At 43.5% G+C, this 22,730-nt stretch carries 12 protein-coding genes; 10 read left to right on the top strand and 2 right to left on the bottom strand.

The window, feature by feature from the left end:
• The first annotated feature begins 6 nt into the window (after window positions 1-6).
• From BMX50_RS04920 to BMX50_RS04890, 7 genes are all read left to right on the top strand, one after another.
• Window positions 7-594, top strand: coding sequence for an RNA polymerase sigma-70 factor (locus BMX50_RS04920; protein WP_091208389.1), 588 nt, complete (start codon window positions 7-9; stop codon window positions 592-594).
• Between the two features lie 117 nt (window positions 595-711).
• A complete protein-coding gene (locus BMX50_RS04915) occupies window positions 712-1,887 on the top strand; it encodes a FecR family protein (protein ID WP_091208386.1) in 1,176 nt (391 codons plus the stop codon).
• Window positions 1,888-2,085: 198 nt separating this feature from the next.
• Window positions 2,086-5,436 (top strand): TonB-dependent receptor, encoded by a 3,351-nt coding sequence (locus BMX50_RS04910; protein WP_208864644.1) that lies wholly within the window; start codon window positions 2,086-2,088, stop codon window positions 5,434-5,436.
• Between the two features lie 47 nt (window positions 5,437-5,483).
• Window positions 5,484-7,319, top strand: coding sequence for a RagB/SusD family nutrient uptake outer membrane protein (locus BMX50_RS04905; RefSeq protein WP_091208654.1), 1,836 nt, complete (start codon window positions 5,484-5,486; stop codon window positions 7,317-7,319).
• Window positions 7,320-7,383: 64 nt separating this feature from the next.
• On the top strand, window positions 7,384-8,718 hold the full coding sequence (locus BMX50_RS04900) for an IPT/TIG domain-containing protein (protein WP_208864643.1): 1,335 nt from the start codon (window positions 7,384-7,386) through the stop codon (window positions 8,716-8,718).
• Between the two features lie 210 nt (window positions 8,719-8,928).
• The gene (locus BMX50_RS04895; protein ID WP_143065089.1) at window positions 8,929-10,482 is read left to right on the top strand and encodes a DUF1565 domain-containing protein; all 1,554 of its coding nucleotides are present in this window, start codon (window positions 8,929-8,931) and stop codon (window positions 10,480-10,482) included.
• Window positions 10,483-10,536: 54 nt separating this feature from the next.
• Window positions 10,537-11,571 (top strand): LacI family DNA-binding transcriptional regulator, encoded by a 1,035-nt coding sequence (locus BMX50_RS04890; RefSeq protein WP_091208380.1) that lies wholly within the window; start codon window positions 10,537-10,539, stop codon window positions 11,569-11,571.
• 10 nt (window positions 11,572-11,581) lie between these two features.
• Here the strand turns inward: BMX50_RS04890 and BMX50_RS04885 are convergent, their stop codons facing one another.
• Window positions 11,582-12,994, bottom strand: coding sequence for an alpha-L-fucosidase (locus BMX50_RS04885; RefSeq protein WP_091208378.1), 1,413 nt, complete (start codon window positions 12,992-12,994; stop codon window positions 11,582-11,584).
• Window positions 12,995-13,138: 144 nt separating this feature from the next.
• On the bottom strand, window positions 13,139-15,271 hold the full coding sequence (locus BMX50_RS04880; protein WP_091208648.1) for an alpha-N-acetylglucosaminidase: 2,133 nt from the start codon (window positions 15,269-15,271) through the stop codon (window positions 13,139-13,141).
• Window positions 15,272-15,539: 268 nt separating this feature from the next.
• Between BMX50_RS04880 and BMX50_RS04875 the strand changes: the two genes are divergently transcribed.
• From BMX50_RS04875 to BMX50_RS04865, 3 genes are all read left to right on the top strand, one after another.
• Entirely contained in the window at window positions 15,540-17,882 is a 2,343-nt protein-coding gene (locus BMX50_RS04875) for a beta-galactosidase (RefSeq protein ID WP_167667811.1), read from the top strand.
• A 313-nt stretch (window positions 17,883-18,195) separates the two neighbouring features.
• The gene (locus BMX50_RS04870; RefSeq protein ID WP_091208373.1) at window positions 18,196-20,598 is read left to right on the top strand and encodes a beta-galactosidase; all 2,403 of its coding nucleotides are present in this window, start codon (window positions 18,196-18,198) and stop codon (window positions 20,596-20,598) included.
• Window positions 20,599-20,627: 29 nt separating this feature from the next.
• Entirely contained in the window at window positions 20,628-22,697 is a 2,070-nt protein-coding gene (locus tag BMX50_RS04865) for a penicillin acylase family protein (RefSeq protein ID WP_143065088.1), read from the top strand.
• Window positions 22,698-22,730 lie beyond the last annotated feature (33 nt).

The following is a 22,730-nucleotide window of genomic DNA, read 5'->3' as shown; positions in this document are numbered from 1 at the left end:
TGCGGAATGAATAGCCCGGAAGTTCAGTTATTTTCTGACGACAGACTTATTGGATTGATCCAGGAGAATGATCTCGCGGCGTTCGAACACATCTATAATAAATATTGGTCAAAACTTTACCTTTCGGCATACAACATACTCCGTGATCGCCAGGTATCCGAAGACATAACCCAGGAAGTATTGGTAAACCTTTGGATAAAAAGAACAACGCTCCAGGTAGTCTCTCTAAACGCTTATTTATATACCGCCGTTCGTTATCAGGTGTTCAATGTGCTACGCTCGGGCAAAGTAAAAGCTGGTTTGTTTAATAATTTGGAAGAACTCTTTAGCAATAACGGCGGTGAAGAGATTTTATCTGAAAAAGAAATTAACCGCTTACTGGAGCAAGGCATTGCCGAATTGCCTGATAAATGCAGGCAGATATTTATCATGAGCCGAAAAGAACATTTATCCACTAAAGAAATTGCCGAACGCCTTGGCATCTCTCCCAAAACTGTCGAAAATCAATTAACCATAGCTCTTAACCGCCTGCGTAAAACATTAGGCGATTTTGTTTGCATGGCGCTGATCATGTTTTGCGGCCGATGGTTTTGATCTTTCTTTTCAGTTTTTTTCATTCCTACGTTCCCTGGTTCATCTCCTCAAAAAAATATTAAAAATTTCTTTGGGGGTGCTGCATGTATTAAGGTACATACATACAACAACAAACCTATGGACAAAGAATTACTACTCAGTTTAATAAATAAATATCTCTCGAACCAGGCCACTGCCGGGGAAGAAAAGCTTTTGATGGACTATTACGATATCCTTCAGAAAAACGAACTGAAATGGGACGAATCTTTAATGGGCGATGAAAGTATCGTTAAAGCAGAACTTTATGGCAAAGTATTACAAGAAATAAAAACGCGCGAATCCGAAGTTAAAAGGCCTGTGTTTATGAGTGGGCGTTGGCTTATAGCCGCCTCCGTTGCGCTATTCCTTACACTATCAACTTTACTGGTTATATATTTAAAGCATAATATCGCCTCGTTATCAACTGGTAACCAGCAGGCAGCCGCTAAGCACCTTATCGCCCCCGGCGGCAATAAGGCTATCTTAACTTTATCTAACGGATCAAAAATTACACTCGATGATCTTGGCACAGGGCAGCTGGCAAAACAATCAGGCGTAACCATTACTAAAACCGGGAATGGGAAATTAGTTTATACTATTACCAATGACGCATCTAATGCAACCAAAGGTAACGAACAAGCCTATAATACAATTGAAACACCCAAAGGCGGCCAATACCAGGTTAATTTACCGGATGGTTCAAAAGTTTGGTTGAACGCGGAATCTTCACTTCGTTATCCAACCAATTTCAGCGGTGCTGTACGCCGGGTTGAACTAAACGGGGAGGCCTATTTTGAAGTTGCGAAAAATCCGGCCAAACCGTTTAAAGTTGTGAGCAATTCGCAGGAGGTTGAAGTTTTAGGAACGCATTTTAATATCAGTTCCTATCCCGACGATGCCTCGGTAAAAACCACTTTATTGGAAGGTTCTGTTAAGGTACTATCCACCAAATTGAATCAATCAAAACTGCTTAAGCCCGGCGAGCAATCTAATATCACAGATAATTCGATCCATGTTCAGGAAGTGGATACAGACGATGTAGTGGCCTGGAAAAACGGCTATTTCATGTTTGTTGACGAGGATTTGAAAAGCATCATGAGCAAACTGGCCCGCTGGTATAATATTGATGTGGAATACACGGGCAATGTAGATAACTTGAAATTTGGAGGCATGGTGTCGCGTTCAAAGGATCTGGCCCAGGCACTCAAAATTATAGAGAAAACAGGTAGCGTAAAAATTAAGATCGAGGGAAGGAGGGTTATTATTATGCCGTGATATTTTACCCGCATTATGGTAACCTTAAAAGTAAGCCGGAAGTGGTGGAACACTCCCGACTAAAAAAGTTAGGGCTTACCATGAAACTAAATTCGTAGTCCAATTTACACCTTAAACCCAAACTTGTTCAAATGTATGAAATGTTATGAAATAACATTATATGGGGTCCCCTGTATAAAAAATAAAGCTTTGTTGATTATGAAACTATCCATCATTTTATTGGTGGCAACCATACTTCAGGCAAGTGCTTCAGGTTACGCGCAAAAGATCACGTTATCAGAAAAAAATGCTCCGTTAGAGAAAGTCCTGAAAAAAATAGGCGAACAAAGCGGATATGATTTCTTCTATAATTCAAAGGTGATCAAAGATGCTAATCCGGTAAGCATCAATGTTCTGAATACCGAACTGGAAGACGTATTAAAATTAACGTTTAAAGGGCAGCCGTTTATTTACAATATTGACGACAAAACGATCATCATCAAACCCAGGCCTTTTGATGCGGAGCCTCAACCAATACCTGTTATAAAAGTATCAGGCGTTGTAACCGACTCAAAAGGTGTTACCTTACCCGGCGCCAGTGTACGGATAAAAGGCTCGGATAAGGGTGTGATAACCGATAGTGAAGGTCGGTTTACCATTGAAGCCAATGATAAAAGTGTTCTGGTTATATCATTTGCCGGTTTTGTATCTAAAGAGGTTACAGTTACCGGGGCAACATCATACCTTACTGTTCAGTTACTTGACGATACCAAGGGCATAAACGAAGTAGTGGTTGTAGGTTATGGCAAGCAAAAAAAGGTATCGATAACCGGTGCTGTTACCACAGTGAACGTGGCCGATATAACAACCCCAAACCGCTCCTTATCCAATGCGCTGGCAGGTAAGGTTGCCGGGGTTATATCCATGCAACGAAGCGGTGAGCCGGGTTATGATAATGCCTCGTTCACGATCAGGGGCATCGGTACATTTACAGGTAATGCAAATCCGCTTATTATTATAGATGGCGTACAGCGTGATGATGTGAATAGCACCTATGGAGGAGCTTATAATAACATCGACCCGGAGGATATTCAAAGTATATCTTTATTGAAAGATGCATCATCAACGGCTGTATACGGCGCTAAGGGTGCAAACGGTGTTTTGATCATCACCACAAAAAGAGGCGTGGCCGGAAAGCCCAAGATCTCCTTAAAAACAGAAGCCACCATGTCGGGGCTAACAAAAACGCCTAAAATGCTCGATGCCGTATCTTGGATGAGGCTACATAACGAGGCAACAAGCAATGACGGAACCACAGCCGCCTATTCTGAAGAAACTATCCAAAAAACAGCAAGTGGTTTAGATCCATACCTTTATCCTAACGTAAACTGGATAAAATCAGTTTATAAAGATTGGGCACCAGGCTATAACACTAACCTTAATGTAAGCGGTGGTGCACCATCTGTACGGTACTATGTTTCTGCTTCTTTTTATGACCAGGAGGGGAGTTATAAGGTTACCAAACAGAACGGCTACAATCCCAATCTTAATTTCAAAAGATATGATTTCAGATCGAACCTTGATATCGATCTGAGCAAATCTACTTTATTAACAATGAACCTGGATGCCTTGCTGGTAAGCAGCCGTTATCCGGGTTTATCTGCCGGGAATATCTGGTACGAATCATATTTAACACCACCTAATGCCTTTCCAATACGATACCCGGGTGGCCAGTGGGCTGGTCCGTTTAATAACGGCGGCTCCAACCCGGTAAACGATATTCAAAACTCTGGCTATCACAATGAATTTCGTCCTACTGTTCAGTCGGTGTTTTCCATTAACCAGAAACTGGATGCCATCACCAATGGATTAAGCGCTATGGCAAGGTTTTCATTTGATTCGTACAGTGAAAATGATAACCGCAGGACCGGTGTCAATGACCTTTACCTGGCTACCTCAAGAGATGCCGACGGCAATTTGGTACTGAGCCAATCAAGGTACGGGAACCAGTTTTTAGGTTATTCGCAATCATCATCTGCCGAAAAAACGATGTACCTCGAAACAAATATCAACTATGATCAATCATTCGGGAAGCACCATTTTGGAGGCCTGTTTTTGTATAATATGCGCTCGAGGGTACAGAGCTCGGCTGGCGATGTTGTTAGCTCCATTCCCTACAATAACCAGGGTTTCGCAGGAAGGGCTACTTATGCCTATGCCGATAGGTATTTATTTGAGGTTAACGCTGGCTACACAGGCTCGGAAAACTTTGAAGCAGGCAAAAAGTTTGGCTTTTTTCCTTCAGTTTCGGGCGGCTGGGTAATTTCAAGGGAGCCTTTTTTTAAAAACCTTACCAGTACATTTAACCTGCTTAAAGTAAGAGGATCGCATGGTATTGTAGGTAATGACCAGATCGGTTCTAATTATGGTATAACAAGATTCCCCTATATCGGTCAATACGGTGCAGGTGGTTCGGTAGGTTTAGGCCTTAACGGAGTTGTATTCAACGGTATAACCGAAAGCGTAATAGGGGTGGAGAACCTTACCTGGGAAAAAGCAACCAAAGACAACATCGGTTTAGAAATAGGTTTGTTTAATAAGTTAAACATCACTATCGACGCTTATAAGGAGCGCAGGACTAATATCCTGGTTAAGCGTAGCTCGCTATCGGGTATTTTGGGCGTTAGTGGCGCTGTATTTGCCAATCTCGGCGAAATGAATAACCGGGGTATCGAAGGCAATGTTGAATACAACGATAATTTTGGCAAAGTATCCCTTCGCCTTTACGGTAACTTAACTTATAATAATAATAAAATTATACAGCAGGACGAGCCTAAACAACTATACTCGTATCAACAATCTACCGGTCGCAAATATGGCGACAACCTGATGTATATTGCCGAAGGCCTATTTACATCGCAGGAAGATGTTGATAAAAGCCCTTCACAATTTGGCGCGGTATTAAGGCCTGGCGACATCAAGTACAAAGATGTAAACGGCGATGGTGTGATAAACAGTTTTGACAGGGTATATACCGGTAAATCAGATGTGCCAACCATATTATACGGTGCCGGGTTTACAGTTGGCTATCATAATTTTGATCTTTCACTTTTCTTCCAGGGAGTATCTAACGTGGTGATCATGGCTAACGGGTCGGCCATAATCGGGTCGGGTGCAACCGGCGCGGGTATTGTGCCATTTACCGGTATGGGCACTTATCCATCGGGCATGCTCGCCAATCTTGAAAACAGGTGGACGGTTGAAAATCCAAGCCAAAACGTAGATTATCCTCGTTTGGGTATTTCCAATCAAAACAGTAATAACTACCAGCCAAGCACATGGTGGAGTAAAGACGCATCATTTGTACGCTTAAAGCAGGCCACACTGGGATATACCCTTAAACCAATGTTTATTACCAAAGCCGGGATCAATTCTGTTTACCTGTATTTAACGGGGCAAAACCTGTTAACCTTCTCCAAATTCAAACTTTGGGACCCTGAACTTGGCTCAAACGGGGCTGGTTATCCGCCGGTAAGGTTATTTGCTTTGGGATTAAGGGCCTCGTTTTAGTGATAACGGAATTAAAAAGATTTCAAAAAGTATTTAAAGCCTTTGCGATGAAAAAAAATATACTAATTATGGCTATTGGGTTATGCTGCCTGAGTGCCGTTTTATCTTCGTGTAATTACCTCAATAAAAAGCCCGATAACCTGTTAACGTCCGATTTAATTTGGGGTACCAGGGCAAATGCCGAAGCGTACCTGTATAATATATATGGTTATATCAAACAAACGGATGGCGGCGATTATAGTGCCATGGGGGCCAGTGACGAATCGTCGGTGTCTATCCCCGGTACCAATGTAAGGCAAATGGTTGCAGGTAACTGGAGTTCGGTAAACGCTTATTTTGATTACTGGGATAACTATTATACAGGCATCAGGTCGTCTTTTATTTTTGAAGATAATATTGATAAAGTTCCTGACAGCCAGTTAGGTGCAACGTTGAAGAGTCAATATAAATCCGAAGTTCGTTTTTTACGCGGATGGTTTTACTGGCAATTAATGAAGCAGTATGGCCCGGTTGTAAAGCTTACAGGGGCATTAAGTTTAAATGACGACTTTAATAAATATCCAAGAGCGTCTTTTGATGATTGCAAAGCCTACATAAATCAGTTGATGGACCAGGCGGCTACGGGCCTGCCCGATCAATGGGCGTCATCAAGTAACTATGGCCGTCCTACAAAAGGCGCCTGTTTGGCCGTAAAAGCGCAGCTTGCGTTACTGGCTGCGAGCCCGTTATGGAATGGCAATCCCGCACTGTCATCATTAAAAAATCAGGATGGTACTGCTTTGGCCCCCGCAACTTACGATGCTAATAAATGGAAAGAAGCCGCCGACGCGGCCAAAGCGGTGATTGACCTTAACGCTTACAAGCTGTTTACCAATCTTGACAACGGCGGAACCCAATTTGACCCTTATCTATCTGTACGCGACCTTTTCCTTACCAACTGGAATACAGAGATCATATTTTCAAGAAACTCATGGAGTTACTGGGGATATACCAAATGCGTATCGCCGGGCCCCGGCGGGTACAGTATTTACAATGCCACTCAGAATGTGGTGGATGCTTTTGCTATGAACAATGGCCGCACCATTGATGACCCACAATCGGGCTATGTGGCAAGTAATTTTGCGCAAAGCGACGGTAATAACTATTGGGAGCATAAGAAAGGGCAATGGAACATGTATGCCAATCGCGAGCCTCGTTTCTATGCATACATCCTGTATAATGGTCGCCCGGTATTACCGGCACCTACAATTGATGATAAAAATTATTATTCATCGGCCGCCAATATTGATGGCACAGGAAGGGTGGAGTTTTATTACAATGGCAAATCGGGACCGAAGGCAACCGGCGCAAGCAACAATATCACCGGATATAATGTATTGAAAAATGTGAGCCCTGCTGATAATATCAGGCAGGATCAGGCTACTTACCGTCCTTTTATCCTCATCAGGTATGCCGAAATACTGTTGGATTATGTGGAGGCCTTGAATGAATATGATCCGGGCAACCCCAATATTGTTACTTATCTCAATTTGGTTAGATCGAGGGCCGGTTTACCAGGTATTCAATCTGTTTACCCTGCCGCCGTTGGAAACAAAGACTTGATGCGGAAATACATTTTGAGAGAAAGACAGGTGGAGCTCTGCTTTGAAAGCGACAGATACTTTACCCTGGTAAGAATGTTATTATTAGGTACCGACGAAAACCAAACTATTTACGGCCTGAATGTGAATACTGACGATCAGGGCCAGGGATTTTTATTCGCGGGTTTTTATAATAAAACACTTTTTCAGAAAAGGGTATGGAACAACAAAATGTACCTATTCCCGATTTCGCAATATCAGTTAGACCGCGATAGGGCATTGGTGCAAAACCCGGGTTGGTAATGCACATGCTGAAACAGTATTAAAGATTTATGGAAACGCAGATAATTAACAAGTAATTATTCCAATGAAAATATTCATAAAAATAATGTCGGGAGGTATGAGCATATACTTCCTGACCGGGGCAATTTTTATCATGACAACCATTGCAGGTTGTAAAAAAGATAAAGTCCCAACGCATGATGCTAATGCCCCCATCAGTATCAGTTCGTTTATCCCGGCGCAGGGCGGAGGTGGCACCGAGGTATTGATCAACGGCACAAATTTTTCGACAGACACCTCACAAATTTCTGTTACGCTTAATGGGCTGAAACTTAAAATTATTGGTGCCAATACCTCTCAAATGATAGTAGTAGTACCTAAAAAAGCCGGATCCGGGCCAATCATGGTGACCATAGGAAAAGGTTCTGCCTCAAGTACAAGCAATTTTACTTACCAATATACCAGGACTGTTAGTACACTTGCTGGATCTGGTAAAGCTGGTTTCGCCAACGGGAAGGGCACCGATGCCATGTTTAACCTAAGCGGCCAAAGCTGGTATAGGAGTATGGGTATTGCTGTTGATGATAACCTTAACGTATACGTTGCCGATCCCGGGAACCATTGTATCAGAAAAATTGACAGCGCCGGAAATGTGACCACCCTGGCCGGCAATCCCAATGCAGCAGGGTATGGCGACGGAAAAGGTACTGCCGCCACCTTTAATTTACCCTATTCGGTAGCTACAGATGCGCAGGGCAATGTTTATTCTGTAGATCCAATAAACTGGGATATCCGGAAAATTACACCCGATGGTACTGCCACCACATGGGCCTGGGCTAACCAGGAACCCTGGAGTATAGCTGTAGATAAAAAGTCAGGATATGTTTATTACGGAAGCTGCTCCAACCCCGGTAACATTTACCAGGTATCGGCCCAGTTTACAGCAACGCAGGTTGTAGGCGGCTTGTATTATCCGGCAGGCATCGCTTTTGATAAAAACGGTAATTTATATGTATCCGTTAATGGCGACCAGGTGGTTAAAAAGTTCACAGCAGGCACATGGCAGGGCAGCATTGTTGCCGGGCAAACAGGCAGCATAGGATATGTTAACGGTACAAGTTCCGTAGCAAGGTTTGCTTATCCGTGGGGGCTCGCGGTTGATAATAACGATAATATATACGTAGCAGGTAATGGTACAGTATCCGGCAATACAGATAACCCGGATCAAAGTATCCGCTACATCCAGGCCGGCAATTTTGATGTAAGTACCTTTGCCGGAAGCGGCTCGGCCGGTTATTCTGATGCGATAGGTGGCTCCGCGTTATTTAGCGCGCCAACTGGGGTAGCCGTTGATAAAAACGGAACGGTGTATGTATTGGATAAAAATAACAACATGATAAGGAAGATAGTTTCGGAGTAAAGAGAAGCTTCTTAAGAAGTGTCGCCAAATTGCGTTAAGCAACATTAATTATCAGCTAATCCTTAAAAGCAGTTTTAGTTTACCGCGAGCGACGCGAATGATAGTTTATTGTTTGGTTAGTTTATATAGTGCCTCGTAGCAGATATGTTTCTGCTACGGGCCTATTACCAGGCTGCTGACATGTTCCTTTCAAATTTTTAATTAATTGTAATGAAATTTTATATCACTCTTTGGTTTTTATGTTGCATGACCATAAATACGATGGCTTCTTGTAAAAAGAATGCCGATGGGCATAATAAACCATTATTGGTTAGCCCCCATTCTTACTATGTGGCTGTTGACGGATCTGACAATAATAAAGGCTCCATCAATGCACCGTTTCAAACCATAAATGCTGCTTTAAGCCACGCCATACCAGGCGACAGCATAATGGTTAGGGGAGGCAGGTATTATGATAAGGTAGTATTCCCTAAACCGGGAATAAAAAATAAAACAATTACTTTAAAAGCATATCCTGGAGAGAAACCTGTGCTTGACGGTAGCAAAACAATAGTTACAGGCTGGACAGCGTTGGTTACGTTACGCAATGTAGCTTACATTACACTGGATGGTTTTGAGATCTGTAATTTGATCAGTTCGGCACATGGCGTTGATCCGGAGGGTATTGCTATCGACAGTAACTCGCATGATATCACCATTAAAAATTGCGATATCCATAACATAAAAAATAATGCTTCACTGGCTGATTGGCGAAGCGCTCATGCCATCCTGGTAATAGGAAACGCGGCCACGCCAATTACCAATCTTGTTATTACCGGCTGCTTGGTACATGACACGCATACAGGCACAAGTGAAAATGTAACGTTGGCCGGTAATGTAGATGGTTTCATCTTCAGCCATAATAAAGTTTACGACACGGAAAACATCGGGGTAATTGTAGCCGGCGGCGATAATCTTAATCCTAAAGGAGCGGTTGCCACCAACTATGCCCGTAACGGTGTAATAAGCGATAACGAATTTCACGATAACACCATGACCAAAACTCCCGAAACATGGGGGGCCGACAGGTATGGCGCCATTTCTATTTATGTATGTGGTGGCGCCAACACTATCATCGAAAGAAACATAGTATATAACAGCGATAGGGGAATAGGCCTGGTAAGTGAAAGTAACATATATGCCACCAAAACTACCATTGTACGAAACAACTTTGTATATAACTGTTATCGCACGGGCATATACATGGGCGATTATTTAAACTATACAACCGGTGGTACTAAAGATTGTTATGTTGTTAATAATACCCTGTATCAAAACGACCGTGTTGTAGGTGCCTTTGGCGAGATAGAAGGGGAGATAAGGCTTACCGAACATTGCGATAATAACGTGATCAAAAACAATATTGTATTTGCCCGGCCGGTTGATGTATTTGTTCATAAGTATACCACAACAGGCAGCAACAACATTATTGACAACAATTTATATTATACCACGGGCACACCGCAGTGGATCTGGAACAGCACCAACGGTGCGCCGCTTACCTTCTTCGATGCCTGGAAAACAACAAGCAATAACGACGCTAATTCAACCAACGGTATCAACCCTCTTTTGCTGAGCACGGCACATCCCGATTTACGCATACAACCGTCTTCGCCTGCAAAAAATTCGGGAGTGGTTATTTCGGCTGATATAAACGGTAAAACGGATATTGATGGAAAGGCGCGTATTGTTAATAATCAAATAAGTAAAGGCGCCTTTCAATAAGACACTCATTAATATCAAAATAAATAATATTCATTGTTTTAAACCCAAAGCAAAATGGAAAAGATTCCTACGATCAAAGACATAGCCAAACGCTTGAAGATAAGTGCATCAACAGTGTCCCGGGCATTGCATGGACATCCGAGCATCGGTCTGGTGACCACCATGCGGGTTAACAAGGTAGCAAGCGAATTAAATTATTTACCTAATAAAGCTGCCGTATCCTTTAAACAGCGAAAAACATTTACTATTGGTGTCATCCTTCCCGATTTTTCTGAAGCTTTTTTTGCTTCAGCCTTAAGCGGAATTGAAGATTATGCCAGCAAAAAAAACTACAATGTTTTTGTGGGACAATCGTTAGAAAGTCCCGAAAAGGAGAGCAGTATCTTGGAAACGATGACAAATCATCGTTTAGATGGTATCATCATCTCTCTAAGTAAAAACACCAAAAACTTTGAGGTATTTGAACAACTGAGAAAGTATAAGATCCCCGTTGTATTTTTTGATCGGATTCCTGGTATTGAGGATATTCATTATTCTGCCTGTAATCTCCAGCCGGGAATGCTGCAGGCTGTTGATTATTTAATAGAGAAGGGGCACCGTAATATTGGCTTAATTAATGGGCCGACTCAATTGGAAGCCAGTAAAGAGCGCCTCGATAGCTATAAAACAGCACTTGATAAGTATGGAATAAAGATAAACGATGACCTGATTGTTTCGTCAGATCTGTCATCAATACAAAATCAATACGCTATGAGAAGGTTGTTATCGCTACCCCAAAAACCAACAGCTGTTATTGCCTTTAACGATTACGTAGCCCGCGACGCGATGGCTGTAGTTAAAAATAACAACCTGATTGTTAATCACGATATCAGCTTCATCAGTTTCGCAAACCTGCCAATCTGGAGCTTTATGGATAGTTTACCGCTGGCCTCTATCGAACAATTCCCGAAAGAGCAGGGGATAAAAGCGGCCGAGATTCTTTTTGAACTGATAGACAGCCAGGTTGAAGAAACAACATCAGCACCCGTTTATCACCGGGCGCTGTTTGATGCCAGCATGGTATCTTACCGGGTAAATTCTGTGGCTTAACGATAGTTTCTTAATATTTCAATACAAAAGCACTACTATACTTTAAAGTGGTGCTCTTTTGTAACTCCTTGGGTATTTGGATGCTTAATAGCCCGTTTTTGTAATTCCATTTTAGTTTTTGAACACTGCCCAGCAAACTAACTTTTTTAATTGTTTCGATGTTGTTTACCGGGAAAGTAATATTGGCAGGGAAGTTTACTGTTTCTTTTTCAGATAACCAGAATGCATATAACGATTTTGTAGTTTTTGATTTAGTAAAATAGATATTGCCTGCTGAGTAAGGAGCTACAGGTTCTGAACCATAAATGCCCTCTCCGTTAATTTTTATCCAATCGGCAATATCCTGTAATCGCCGATAGGCAACGGGGTTCCAGTCGCCATCAGGCCCCGGCGCAATATTGAGCAGTAGATTGCCTCCCCGCGATACTATTTTTATAAGGGTTTGAACTAATTGCAGGCTGGGTTTAAATTCATCATTAGGTACATAGCTCCAATATTTACCAATGGTCATACAGGTTTCCCAGGGGTAGGGCAGTGGCTTATCGGGTACCTCTTGTTCGGGGGTGGTATAGTTTTCAAACTCACCGGTAACCGTGCGATCAACCATGATAAGGCCAGGCTGATGATCGCGGCTCATTTTTGCTATTTTAGCCATATCAAGGTCCTGGTTATAATGTTGTGGATCGTTATCGTTTTCATCTAAAGGCCTTACCCAGCCCCCATCCAGCCATAAAATATCAATCTTGCCATACCCGGTCATCAATTCTTCAATCTGGTTATAGGTAAAATCTTTAAATTTTTGCCAGCGTTCGGGGTAACGTTGCGGGCTGTAATTAACGTTGTGATCTTTAGGCGGATAATAGGGCCACCAATAGTTTTGATTGTGCCAATCGGGTTTGGAAAAATATGCCCCAACCATAAAATTTCCATTACGAAAAGCATTGAATATTTCTTTAGTTACATTGCTTCGTATATTTTTTGAAAAGGGAGTTTTAGGATCTGTAATTTTATAATCGGTTTGTTTGGTATCAAACATGCTAAAGCCATCATGATGCTTGGTTGTAAATACTACATAATTCATTCCGGCGGCTTTAGCTGCCCTCACCCATTTTTCAGGGTTGAAGTTAATTGGGTTAAAGGTAGTTTGCAGGTTTTCGTAGGCTTTTTTGTAAGTAAAATAATCATCACTGTATGGGCCGGTTCGTTTAACCTCATCATCAGGACAAATTGTCCAGCTTTCAGCAACTCCCCATTGGCTGTACGTACCCCAATGCATAAATAAACCAAATTTTCGGTCTTGCCATTGGGCAAGCTTTTGCCTCACCAGTGAATCTTTGGGTACCCGGTAAGTGTGCTCGTTTTGCGCAAATAAAACCTGGCTATATAAAAGGAGACAAATACCAGGCAGGAGTTTTCGTAACATGATAATGTAAATTATTGATGATGAATAGGCTTCGTTAAAAAAAAATCGATTGCAGATGTTGGGTATCCAGCAAAATTTAGCATGAGGTTATCCCCGGATATTTTATCCGTTTGAATAATTTCTGGTTAAGCTGGTAAGATCATTTTACATGGCTAAAATTTCGTTAACCACTTCCTGCAAAGCACGTTGGGGCTTTTCTGTGATCAGCTTTTGGTTTTCATCAACCCATTTATGCTCCCAGGTAAAGAAATCGGGTTCAGGATTATTTTGGCCTTGCAGATTTCCCCTTAGGTAGTTAAAGTAAATTTCCCACCGTGGCAGGTAATAATTATCTATCAGGCCTGCCCATTCTTTATAGGCGTACTCATGCAGGTTATCCTCGTTACGATTGTTTTCGCCCCAATAAGTTAACTGCATCAAAAGGTTTTTTAGGTTATTGGTCTTTTCTTCGGCTGTATTGCCGTTGTTTACGGCTTGTTTAATATAAGTGTTAAGCCTGAAGTACTTGTCAGTATTCAATAGCTCATCTGTTAACCTGATCATGTTCAGGAACTTTGCGCTTTTTTCATTGAAAGCCTGCAAATCTTTATTGTTATAAGCGGCTACCAGGTCATTAAAAACAAGCGTTCCTTTATTGGCCAGTACCTGCCTAACCATATTGATCAGGTCGATTCTGTAAGTAGCCGATTTAGCGAACGCCGGTGAAGCTTTGGCAAACTCTTTTACGGCTTTTTCAAATTGCACAGTATCATAGTCGCGGGTTAGCGTGCCCCAGCTTGATATCGATTTAACTTTCAGTGCAGGCCGTGCGCAGAATATAGATTCACCAGCACCCTCCTGGTAACCCGGGCGACTGAAATAAACAGTTTGTAAAAAGCCTTGCCATGCATTGCTGGTATATTCATTTGGCTTGCCATAACGGTAAGCCGCGTAATCGTTGATCCATTTCCTGACATCTACATGTTGTTTACGCCAGCCTAATTCAAGCATCAAATCATAATCGGGAGGGTTATTGTTAATCCCTTCGGGCATGATACCAACTCCTTTAAGGTATTCGCTATACTCACTGTTGCGGGCGCTGTCTATTTCGTCGGCAAAACGTTGCAGTTTTCCATAAAGGCCGGGGCGCTCGCCAAAGTTATTTACGCTGCACCATATAAAAGGACTTCCATTATAAGCTTTACGTTTCTTCCAATTGTTCGTGAACTCGCCAAAAAGTTCCTGTACCAATATCTTTGATTTATCCAGGCCCTCAAGCATAGCCTGTTTGGGGTTATCCTGCCAGCCCTGCAGTACCCATGTAGATCCCGGGTAATATTTTTGCATAGATGCCTGTATGGAGGCTCCTGCTTTTTTCAGGTCAACGCCGTCTGTTTTACCTCCTTCATGAAAGGGATCGCCTGCAAAAAAACGGATGTTTTTACCATATAGCGCCTGCATTTCGCTATAATAAATACCTGCTATGCGGCTAAATTCCGGATCGGTAGGGTCAAGGATATCCGGTCTTTTGAAGGCTCCCCAGGTTAGCTGATCAATGATATGGGATTTGCTTTTACTTTTCAGCGAACTAGGAACCATACCATAAAATCCCTGTAGTACCGGCTCTATACCTAACTCACGCATCCGCTTCATCATTTTTTGCTGAATAAGCTTTCGGTTGTTGATTTGGCTTTGAGGCATAGGGCCACCCCAACCTTGAATATTGCCCATCAACCACCAGGCAGTGTAGGCCGGGCCAACTATAAAATCATTAATTTCTTTTTCGCTGTAACCTATCTTTCTCAGTGTGTTTTGCCATACGGTTTCCATACCTTCAACAGTAAGCATGGTATTAACCCCATTCAGCGCCATCCAATCAAGCTCGCGTTCCCAATCGGCCCAGCTATAAAAACTCATGGTGTAATTGTAAGTACAATAATTTAAAGCGTAGCGGTATATAGCCGCGGCCTCTATGGTTGTTTTTTTGTCAACAACCGGAATAGGTGATACTGGTGCCAGATTATCGCCCATGTGCGACATGGAACGGTGGCAGTAATATTTTAAATACCAGTTTACACCAACTGCAGCGGCATTACTGCCCGAAGCTGAGATAACCAGCTTGTTATTTACGGTTTGCAATTCAAATACGTCGGACCCTGTGCTTTTTAGGGGGGCGAAAGTAATATGATCGCTCAACCAGGGGGCACGCCTTTTTACCAATGCCTTCACCGGATCAAACTGTTGGGCAAAAAGCTGTAATGGGAGTAATAAAACAAGCAGGTAAGTTAATTTCCGCATAAAAATTTCTTGATTTTTCTGTTTAATATTTCCGAAGCTAATTAAAAATTGATGGAAAGATAGCTTACCGCACATTGCATTGATGCTTGAAAAATTACGCAAACGGTTGCGCTACCCGTAACAACCGTTTGCGTAATTTTTAGCTATTTTTTGGGGATCATTATTTCTTTACAATTGTAGCTCAAAGCAGGCGGAATCCATGTTTTTAGTGGTTCCCCGCTCATTAAAACCATCCAAAAAACGGTTAATACAGTTAAAACTTACATTAATGAAAATCACTATTACCAGGCTGTTTCTTTTCATAATCGTACTAAGCTCTAACCTGGCTTTTGGTCAGCAGCAGATACAGAATGCACCTTTTGAAATCGGTACAGAATCGTTCATGTTAAACGGGAAGCCATTTGTTATCCGTTGTGGCGAAATGCATTTTGCCCGCATCCCGCGAGCTTACTGGAGACACCGTCTAAAAATGGCAAAGGCTGCGGGTTTAAATACCGTTTGTGCTTACCTGTTTTGGAATTTTCACGAAACCTTGCCTGGGAAATTTACCTGGGAAGGGCAGGCCGATGCCGCTGAATTTTGTAAAATAGCCCAGCAGGAAGGATTATATGTGTTGCTTCGCCCCGGGCCATATGCATGTGCAGAATGGGAATTTGGCGGCTTGCCCTGGTGGTTACTGAAAAAGAAGGATATTAAATTACGAACACAGGATCTGTATTATATGGAACGTTCCCGCCAATATTTAAAGGAAGTTGGCCGTGTTTTAGCTCCGCTGCAAATAACGAATGGTGGCCCCATTATCATGACGCAGGTTGAAAATGAATATGGCAGCTATGGAGCAGACAAAGAATACATGTTAAAGATCCGCGATTATTTAAAAGAAGCGGGCTTTGTTGTACCGCTGTTTAGCTGCGACGGCACGGTTCAATTGAAGAATGATGTACAGCAGGATATTTTTGCCGTAGTTAACTTTGGTAACAACCCCGAAGCCGCTTTCAAAACTTTACGCGATGTGCAGCCCACCGGGCCTTTAATGTGCGGCGAGTACTATCCCGGCTGGTTTGATAGCTGGGGTGCGCCCCACCATACCGGTTCAAATGATCATCTTATCAGGGAATTGGGCTGGATGCTTGATCATAAGGCCTCCTTCAGCATATACATGATCCATGGCGGCACCTCCTTCGGTTTATGGGCAGGCGCCAATTGCCAGCCTTACACTCCCGAAACGTCAAGTTATGATTACGATGCGCCAATAAGTGAAAACGGAACTGCTACAGCCAAATTCGATGAACTGCGTAACACGCTGAAAAAATACCTCCAACCGGGAGAGGTATTAACAGACGTACCAGCGCCGATCCCTGTACAAAAAATTGCCCCTTTCAATCTTCAGGCAGTTGCACCTATAATGCCGCAATTAAACAAACCGGTGTATAACGATACCACGCTGTACATGGAAGATCTGAACCAAGGTTACGGCATGATGCTTTATGAAACAAATTTGCCTGCCGGTGCAAAAAGAAAGCTGGATTTTACTGAAGTGCATGATTATGCAGAAATATTCATAGATAATCAACTTATTGGCATATTAAACCGAATGAAGAATGATCATATTCTTGAAATTCCCAAACTGTATAAACCAGCTAAACTTAGGGTTTTTGTTGAGGCGATGGGGCGGGTTAACTACGGCTATTATCTGCACGACAGGAAAGGTTTACAGGGAGAGGTTTATGACATAACCAACGCTAATAAGTTTATGTTAAAAGGCTGGAAACATTATTCAATCCCGTTGGGAGAGGGTAATCCGGCGTTTAAATACAAGACCATTAGTACGGTTACTAAACTTAATGAGCCTGCATTTTATAAAGGGTACTTTAATGCCAAAAATAAGGCTGATTTTTATCTGGATATGCGTTGGTTTAAAAAAGGGGTAGCCTGGATAAACGGGCATTGCCTTGGCCGTTACTGGAATATCGGGCCAACCCAAACTATGTATGTGCCTGGCGTATGGTTAAATAAAGGGAAAAATGAGGTGGTTGTGTTGGATCTGCACCGCCCCATAGCCGCACGATTGCAAGGCCTCAGTAAACCTATTCTGGATAGCCTTACAACAAACGAAACCATTAGCAGCAATCATCGCAAACCCGGTCAAAAGTTTATGAATAACCAAAGCAGCCTGATATATGCAGGAGCAATGGAAAATACCGGTAAATGGCAAACGTTTACATTCGCGCCAAAAAACGGGCGCTACCTTGCGCTGGAAGCGCTGAACAATTTTACAGGCGATCAATTTGCCGCATTAGCAGAGGTTGAATTACTGGATGAGCATGGCGAACAATTACCCCGTAGCTCCTGGAAAGTGGTTTACGCTGATAGTGAAGAACTAAAAGGTAACGATGGCAAATCCGAAAATCTGTTCGATTTGCAGTATACCAGCATCTGGCACAGCCAGTGGAAGGACCTTGCGCCTAAATATCCCCATCAGGTAGTTATTGACCTGGGAGGTAAAGCAACTATCAGCGGTATCAAAATGCTGCCCCGGCAAGATATGGAAACCGGGCGAATCAAAGAATTTCGGGTTTACTTGGCAGATAAGTTATTTACGGGTTTGTAAGTATTGTATTTTTACATTGCAAGGTATCACACATTTCCGGCAAAAGGAACGTTCCCGGAGTCGGGTGCCTGATTGTGCCCAATACTATAAAGCTACCTAAACAGCCGTTTAACATATTGCAGGTTTGAATTAGAAAGGTTTATGTAACACACGAGCTATTCAGTAATTCTGGGAGCCATCCCAAAATTGCATTTTTAATCGGGCTCCAATAGACTGTGTGGGTTGCCGTCCGCCCCATCTAAGCTTAGCATTGTACGTCCTTAATGAACCCATTTTAAGTGCGCCAATAAACCAAATAACAATAAGCATATAGATGAAAATACGGTTACTATTTAATATCCTGTGGCTAACGCCGTGTGCATTGTGCTTGCCGGGCATAACGCAAGCGCAGTCAGTTGGCAAAAAAACAAATGAGTCATTTACCGTTAATGTAAGCCAAAAAGGGTTACAAGTCAACGAAAACGCGCTTCCTGCATGGGGCGGTAAAAATAAAAATGGCGATGTGGTGAGCGCCAATAACTATTACTTCGAGCTTAATGGCAAACCGCTTGCAATAGTAGCAGGCGAGATGGAGCCGCAGCGTTACCCGGTAGAGGAGTGGGAAGATGCCATCGTGAAAATGAAAGCAGGTGGCCTCAATACCGTTTCATCATACGTATTCTGGACACTGATCGAACCCGAGCCGGGCAAGTTCGATTTCACTGGCCGGAACAATATTAAGCTGTTTGCTGAGCTATGTAAAAAGCACGGTATGTATCTTTTTTTACGTCCAGGGCCATTTAATAACTCGGAGATTTTGCTGGGGGGATTGCCGCCATGGCATTACGGCATGGTGCATAACGAGCGCAGCAACGAGCCGGGCTATCTGAAATATGTAGAACGCTACTACAAGCAGCTGGCGGCTAACCTGAAAGGGTATTTCTGGAACGACGGCGGCAATATCCTTGCAGTTCAAACCGAAAATGAACTATCGCACGCACCAATTAACTGGAATACTTTATTTGAAGAGGGTGTAGATGGTGGCTATCCCGGTCCGCAGGGGGCAGGTTATACCGAGCACTTTGAGCATTTGTATACTATCGCCAAAGATGCCGGCATGAACAGCCCCATCTTCACCATGACTGCCTGGGGCAATACCGGGCCTATACCAAGCGACCATTTTGTGCCCACTTACGGCGGCTATATGTACCTGGGCGCGCCGGACAGCACCAATAATGAGCTAACGATATTTAACCAGGAGAAATCGCCTTTTACGGGTAAGGTGCCGGTGGGTTTCTGTGAAGTTGGCACAGGTTCCCCGGCGCGGGGTTCATTCCGTCCGGATGTACCGCCGGCATCTTGTTTGTGCACGGCCATGACGTTGTTTGGCGGGCAGGAAACGATGTTTTTGGGCTACTATATGTTTCATGGCGGTATTAATCCTATGCACCCGGTTTACGGTTTCCTGCCCAAGTGGCGTGATCTGGCCTACATGTCATATGATTTTGACGCGCCGGTAAGCGAATTTGGTCTGCTCCGGAAAAGTTATTTCACGTTAAGGCCATTCAATCAGTTTTTGAATAATTTTTCAGAAAGTCTTTCAAAGGCCCAAGTGGTTGAATTTGATCAACGGGTAAAAAATGTACAATCAGATTCACTGCGTGTTATAGCCAAGGCAGATCATGACCAGGGATATATTTTTGCAGCTAACTATGGTAACGTTAAGGCACTTTCGGATAGGGATGATATTCATTTCCAGGTGCATACGTCGGCCGGTGTTATCCGCATCCCGCAGGTTGCCAAACTGAATATCCACTCAGGCGATTTTGCCATTATCCCTTTCAATTATGCCCTGCACCAGGACGTAGCGCTGGTATCGGCAACAGCATGGCCATTCAGCCATCTTACCGAAAATAATGAGGACTGGTATTTTTGCCACAGCCTGTCTGCGTCCGACGGCGAGTTTGTGCTTGCTGGAAAAAATATCAAATCCGTTTCCTGCAACAATGGCTCGAAAGTAAAAGAAGGCGTTTGGGTATTAAAAGGCGACAGGGATGGCCAATTACGTATTCAAACCAAAGATGGGCGTGTTATCCACCTCGTGCTGCTTACTGAAGAACAGGCGCGCCATAGCAGCGAGGTTGTGATCAACGGGCAAAAGAGATTGTTGTTAAGTGATCGTGCAGCGGTTGAGGATAGCGTATCGAATACCCTGTTGCTTACCTCGTCGGGCGTGAATAGATTCCAGATGAAAGTGGTGCCGGCCATCAACAGCTTAAATATCAATAGCCAGCAGGTTACAGGGAAAAAGGATGGAATATTTTCGGTCTTTAATTTCCAGGTGCCTGAAAGGAAGATCCGCATGGAAGTGGATTCGATTAACACCGAGAAAACATCCGTCAAGATCTCCCCGGATCAGTTTGATGGCCTGGATAATATCGAACTTAAGGTAGATTATTTAGGCGATATATGCCGGCTATTTGATATAGGGCAGGGGATGCTCAAAGACGATAATTTTTATAATGGCCATCCCTGGGATATCACTCTAAAACGATATAAAACCATGCTTGCCGGTGATGGATTGCTGTTTAGGGTCGGCCCGCAATTGCTGGGCGTGGAGCAAGGAAAGGGATCAAACGGTATTCTGTTCGATCTAAAAACCAAGTTGGGTGGAAATCCTCCGTCACTTAAAAGTTTAACAGCCATTCCTGTATACAAAATAAAAATAACGTGGTAAGTTCGAATCGCAAAATAGCTTCAAACAAAATGAGATTTAAAACTAAATATCTTTTAACCCTTCTGCTGGTCGCGGTTTTATTGCCGGGGATATCTTATAGTCAGTCGGCAAAGATCACGTGGGATGTGTGGGGAGTGCCACACATTACGGCAAACAATGAGGGCGACCTGTTTTTTGCACAGGGCTGGGCCGAAATGCAGTCGCATGCTAACCTGGTATTAAAAATGTATGGCAGGGCGCGGGGAAAAGCTGCGGCTTACTGGGGGCCGGCTTTTGTACCGTCGGATCAGCTTGTGCACCGGTTTAATTTCCCGGCTATCGCTGTGAAATTCAGCAAAAGTCAGGATCCGGAACTGAAGCTGATGATCCGTTCATTTACCGATGGAATGAATGCCTATGTAAAAGCCCATCCCGAAGCGGTTGCCGACGAGAATAAAGCGGTTTTGCCCGTAACCTCCGACGATGTTAACCTGCAAGGTCTTTATGTATTTGTTACGCGTTTTACAGCCGGCCTGGATTTGGGATTAGTGGCCAATTGGAAGGAGGCCGGCTCAAACGCAATTGCTATAGCGCCCAAACGATCTGCATCCGGCAATGCAATGCTCGTGCAAAATCCGCATTTGCCCTGGGCCGATGAGTTTACTTTTTTTGAAAGCGAACTCACGCTGAAAGGCACCCCAATATACGGTGCTGAGTTGGTGGGGATACCTGGCATCTCCATTGGTTTTAATGAAGACCTCGGTTGGACGCATACCAACAATACGCTCGATAATGCTGACTCATTTGTGCTTACGCTTACCGATGGTGGTTACCTGCTCGATGGCAAAAACGTTCCGTTTAAGGAACGCCCGGATACGATTTGGGTAAAACAGGCCGATGGCAAGCTTAGTCCGCAATATTCAAAGTGCTACAGTTCGGTGCAAGGCCCGGTACTTAAAATGGGCGACAAAAAAGCTATCGCTCTAAAAGCTGCCGGGATGGACAGCCCTAATACAATCCTGGAATGGTGGAAAATGGCCAACAGTCATGATTTTAACCACTTTGAGGCTGCTTTGAAAACACTGCAAATCCCATTTTGGAATGTGCTTTATGCCGATAAAAAGGGCAATATCTTTTACCTGTTTAACGGTCAGGTGCCCCGCCGGCCGTTCGGTAATTTTAGCGACTGGCAACTGATGGTTAAGGGAGACTCGTCAAAATATATCTGGAAGAGCTATCTAAGTTACGATGAGCTGCCTAAGCTTAAAAACCCTGCTTCGGGATGGCTACAAAACAGCAATGACCCACCATGGACGGTTACCCTGCCGCGTGAGCTGGATAAGAATCGATACCCTGCCTATATTGCACCAGATGTGATGCCTTTACGGTCGCAGCGGGCTGTGAATATGCTGATGGCCGATAGCAGTATCACTTTCGATCATTTGGTAGATTATAAGCTGTCGACCCATGTGGAGCTGGCCGACCGGTTGCTGGATGACCTGCTTGCGGCCATCGATACAACATCGTCGCCTATATTGTGGGAAGCCAAACAGGTGTTGGCTAAGTGGGATAGAAAATCCGACGGCGACAGCAGGGGCATGACACTGTTCTATGCCTGGGCAATGCAAACTAACATTGATTATACAACACCCTGGGATCGCAATAACCCAAATACTACACCCTCTGGATTGAATAATATCCAGGAATCGGTAAAATCGCTGGAACGCGTATCAGCACAAATAAAATCCGCCTTCGGAAGTTTATCAGTACCCTGGGGGGACTATCTGCGCGTTAGGGCAAATGGTGTCGATCTGCCTGCGAATGGCGCGAGAGAATGGCTGGGGGTATTCAGGGTGGCATCCGGCAATCCCGGCAGTAAAACCGAAACCGTAAACACAGGCGATTCATGGGTAGGGGTGATAGAGTTTGGCAAAACTGTGCGTGCAAAAGTGCTTATGAGCTATGGAAATTCCTCGCAGAAACAATCGGTTCATAACGGCGATCAGTTAAAGTTCTTCTCAGAAAAGAAGCTGCGCGACGCCTGGTTTTATCCGCAAGACCTGGCCGGACATATTGAATATACAGAGGTTAAAAAGGGAGATACATTTATCAAAGAATAAAGAAACGGGCTTTAAAGCCCGGCAAAGAGTAAG

The sequence above is a fragment of the Mucilaginibacter gossypiicola genome, assembly GCF_900110105.1.
GTDB lineage: Bacteria > Bacteroidota > Bacteroidia > Sphingobacteriales > Sphingobacteriaceae > Mucilaginibacter > Mucilaginibacter gossypiicola.
This window is presented reverse-complemented; position numbering and strand designations above follow the sequence as displayed.

Bases quoted from the DNA above. Each gene is read 5' to 3' on its own strand.
- BMX50_RS04885 (WP_091208378.1), bottom strand. From the start codon at position 12,994: ATGTTACGAAAACTCCTGCCTGGTATTTGTCTCCTTTTATATAGCCAG.
- BMX50_RS04915 (WP_091208386.1), top strand. From the start codon at position 712: ATGGACAAAGAATTACTACTCAGTTTAATAAATAAATATCTCTCGAAC.
- BMX50_RS04865 (WP_143065088.1), top strand. From the start codon at position 20,628: ATGAGATTTAAAACTAAATATCTTTTAACCCTTCTGCTGGTCGCGGTT.
- BMX50_RS04875 (WP_167667811.1), top strand. From the start codon at position 15,540: ATGAAAATCACTATTACCAGGCTGTTTCTTTTCATAATCGTACTAAGC.
- BMX50_RS04900 (WP_208864643.1), top strand. From the start codon at position 7,384: ATGAAAATATTCATAAAAATAATGTCGGGAGGTATGAGCATATACTTC.
- BMX50_RS04905 (WP_091208654.1), top strand. From the start codon at position 5,484: ATGAAAAAAAATATACTAATTATGGCTATTGGGTTATGCTGCCTGAGT.
- BMX50_RS04920 (WP_091208389.1), top strand. From the start codon at position 7: ATGAATAGCCCGGAAGTTCAGTTATTTTCTGACGACAGACTTATTGGA.
- BMX50_RS04910 (WP_208864644.1), top strand. From the start codon at position 2,086: ATGAAACTATCCATCATTTTATTGGTGGCAACCATACTTCAGGCAAGT.
- BMX50_RS04870 (WP_091208373.1), top strand. From the start codon at position 18,196: ATGAAAATACGGTTACTATTTAATATCCTGTGGCTAACGCCGTGTGCA.
- BMX50_RS04890 (WP_091208380.1), top strand. From the start codon at position 10,537: ATGGAAAAGATTCCTACGATCAAAGACATAGCCAAACGCTTGAAGATA.
- BMX50_RS04880 (WP_091208648.1), bottom strand. From the start codon at position 15,271: ATGCGGAAATTAACTTACCTGCTTGTTTTATTACTCCCATTACAGCTT.
- BMX50_RS04895 (WP_143065089.1), top strand. From the start codon at position 8,929: ATGAAATTTTATATCACTCTTTGGTTTTTATGTTGCATGACCATAAAT.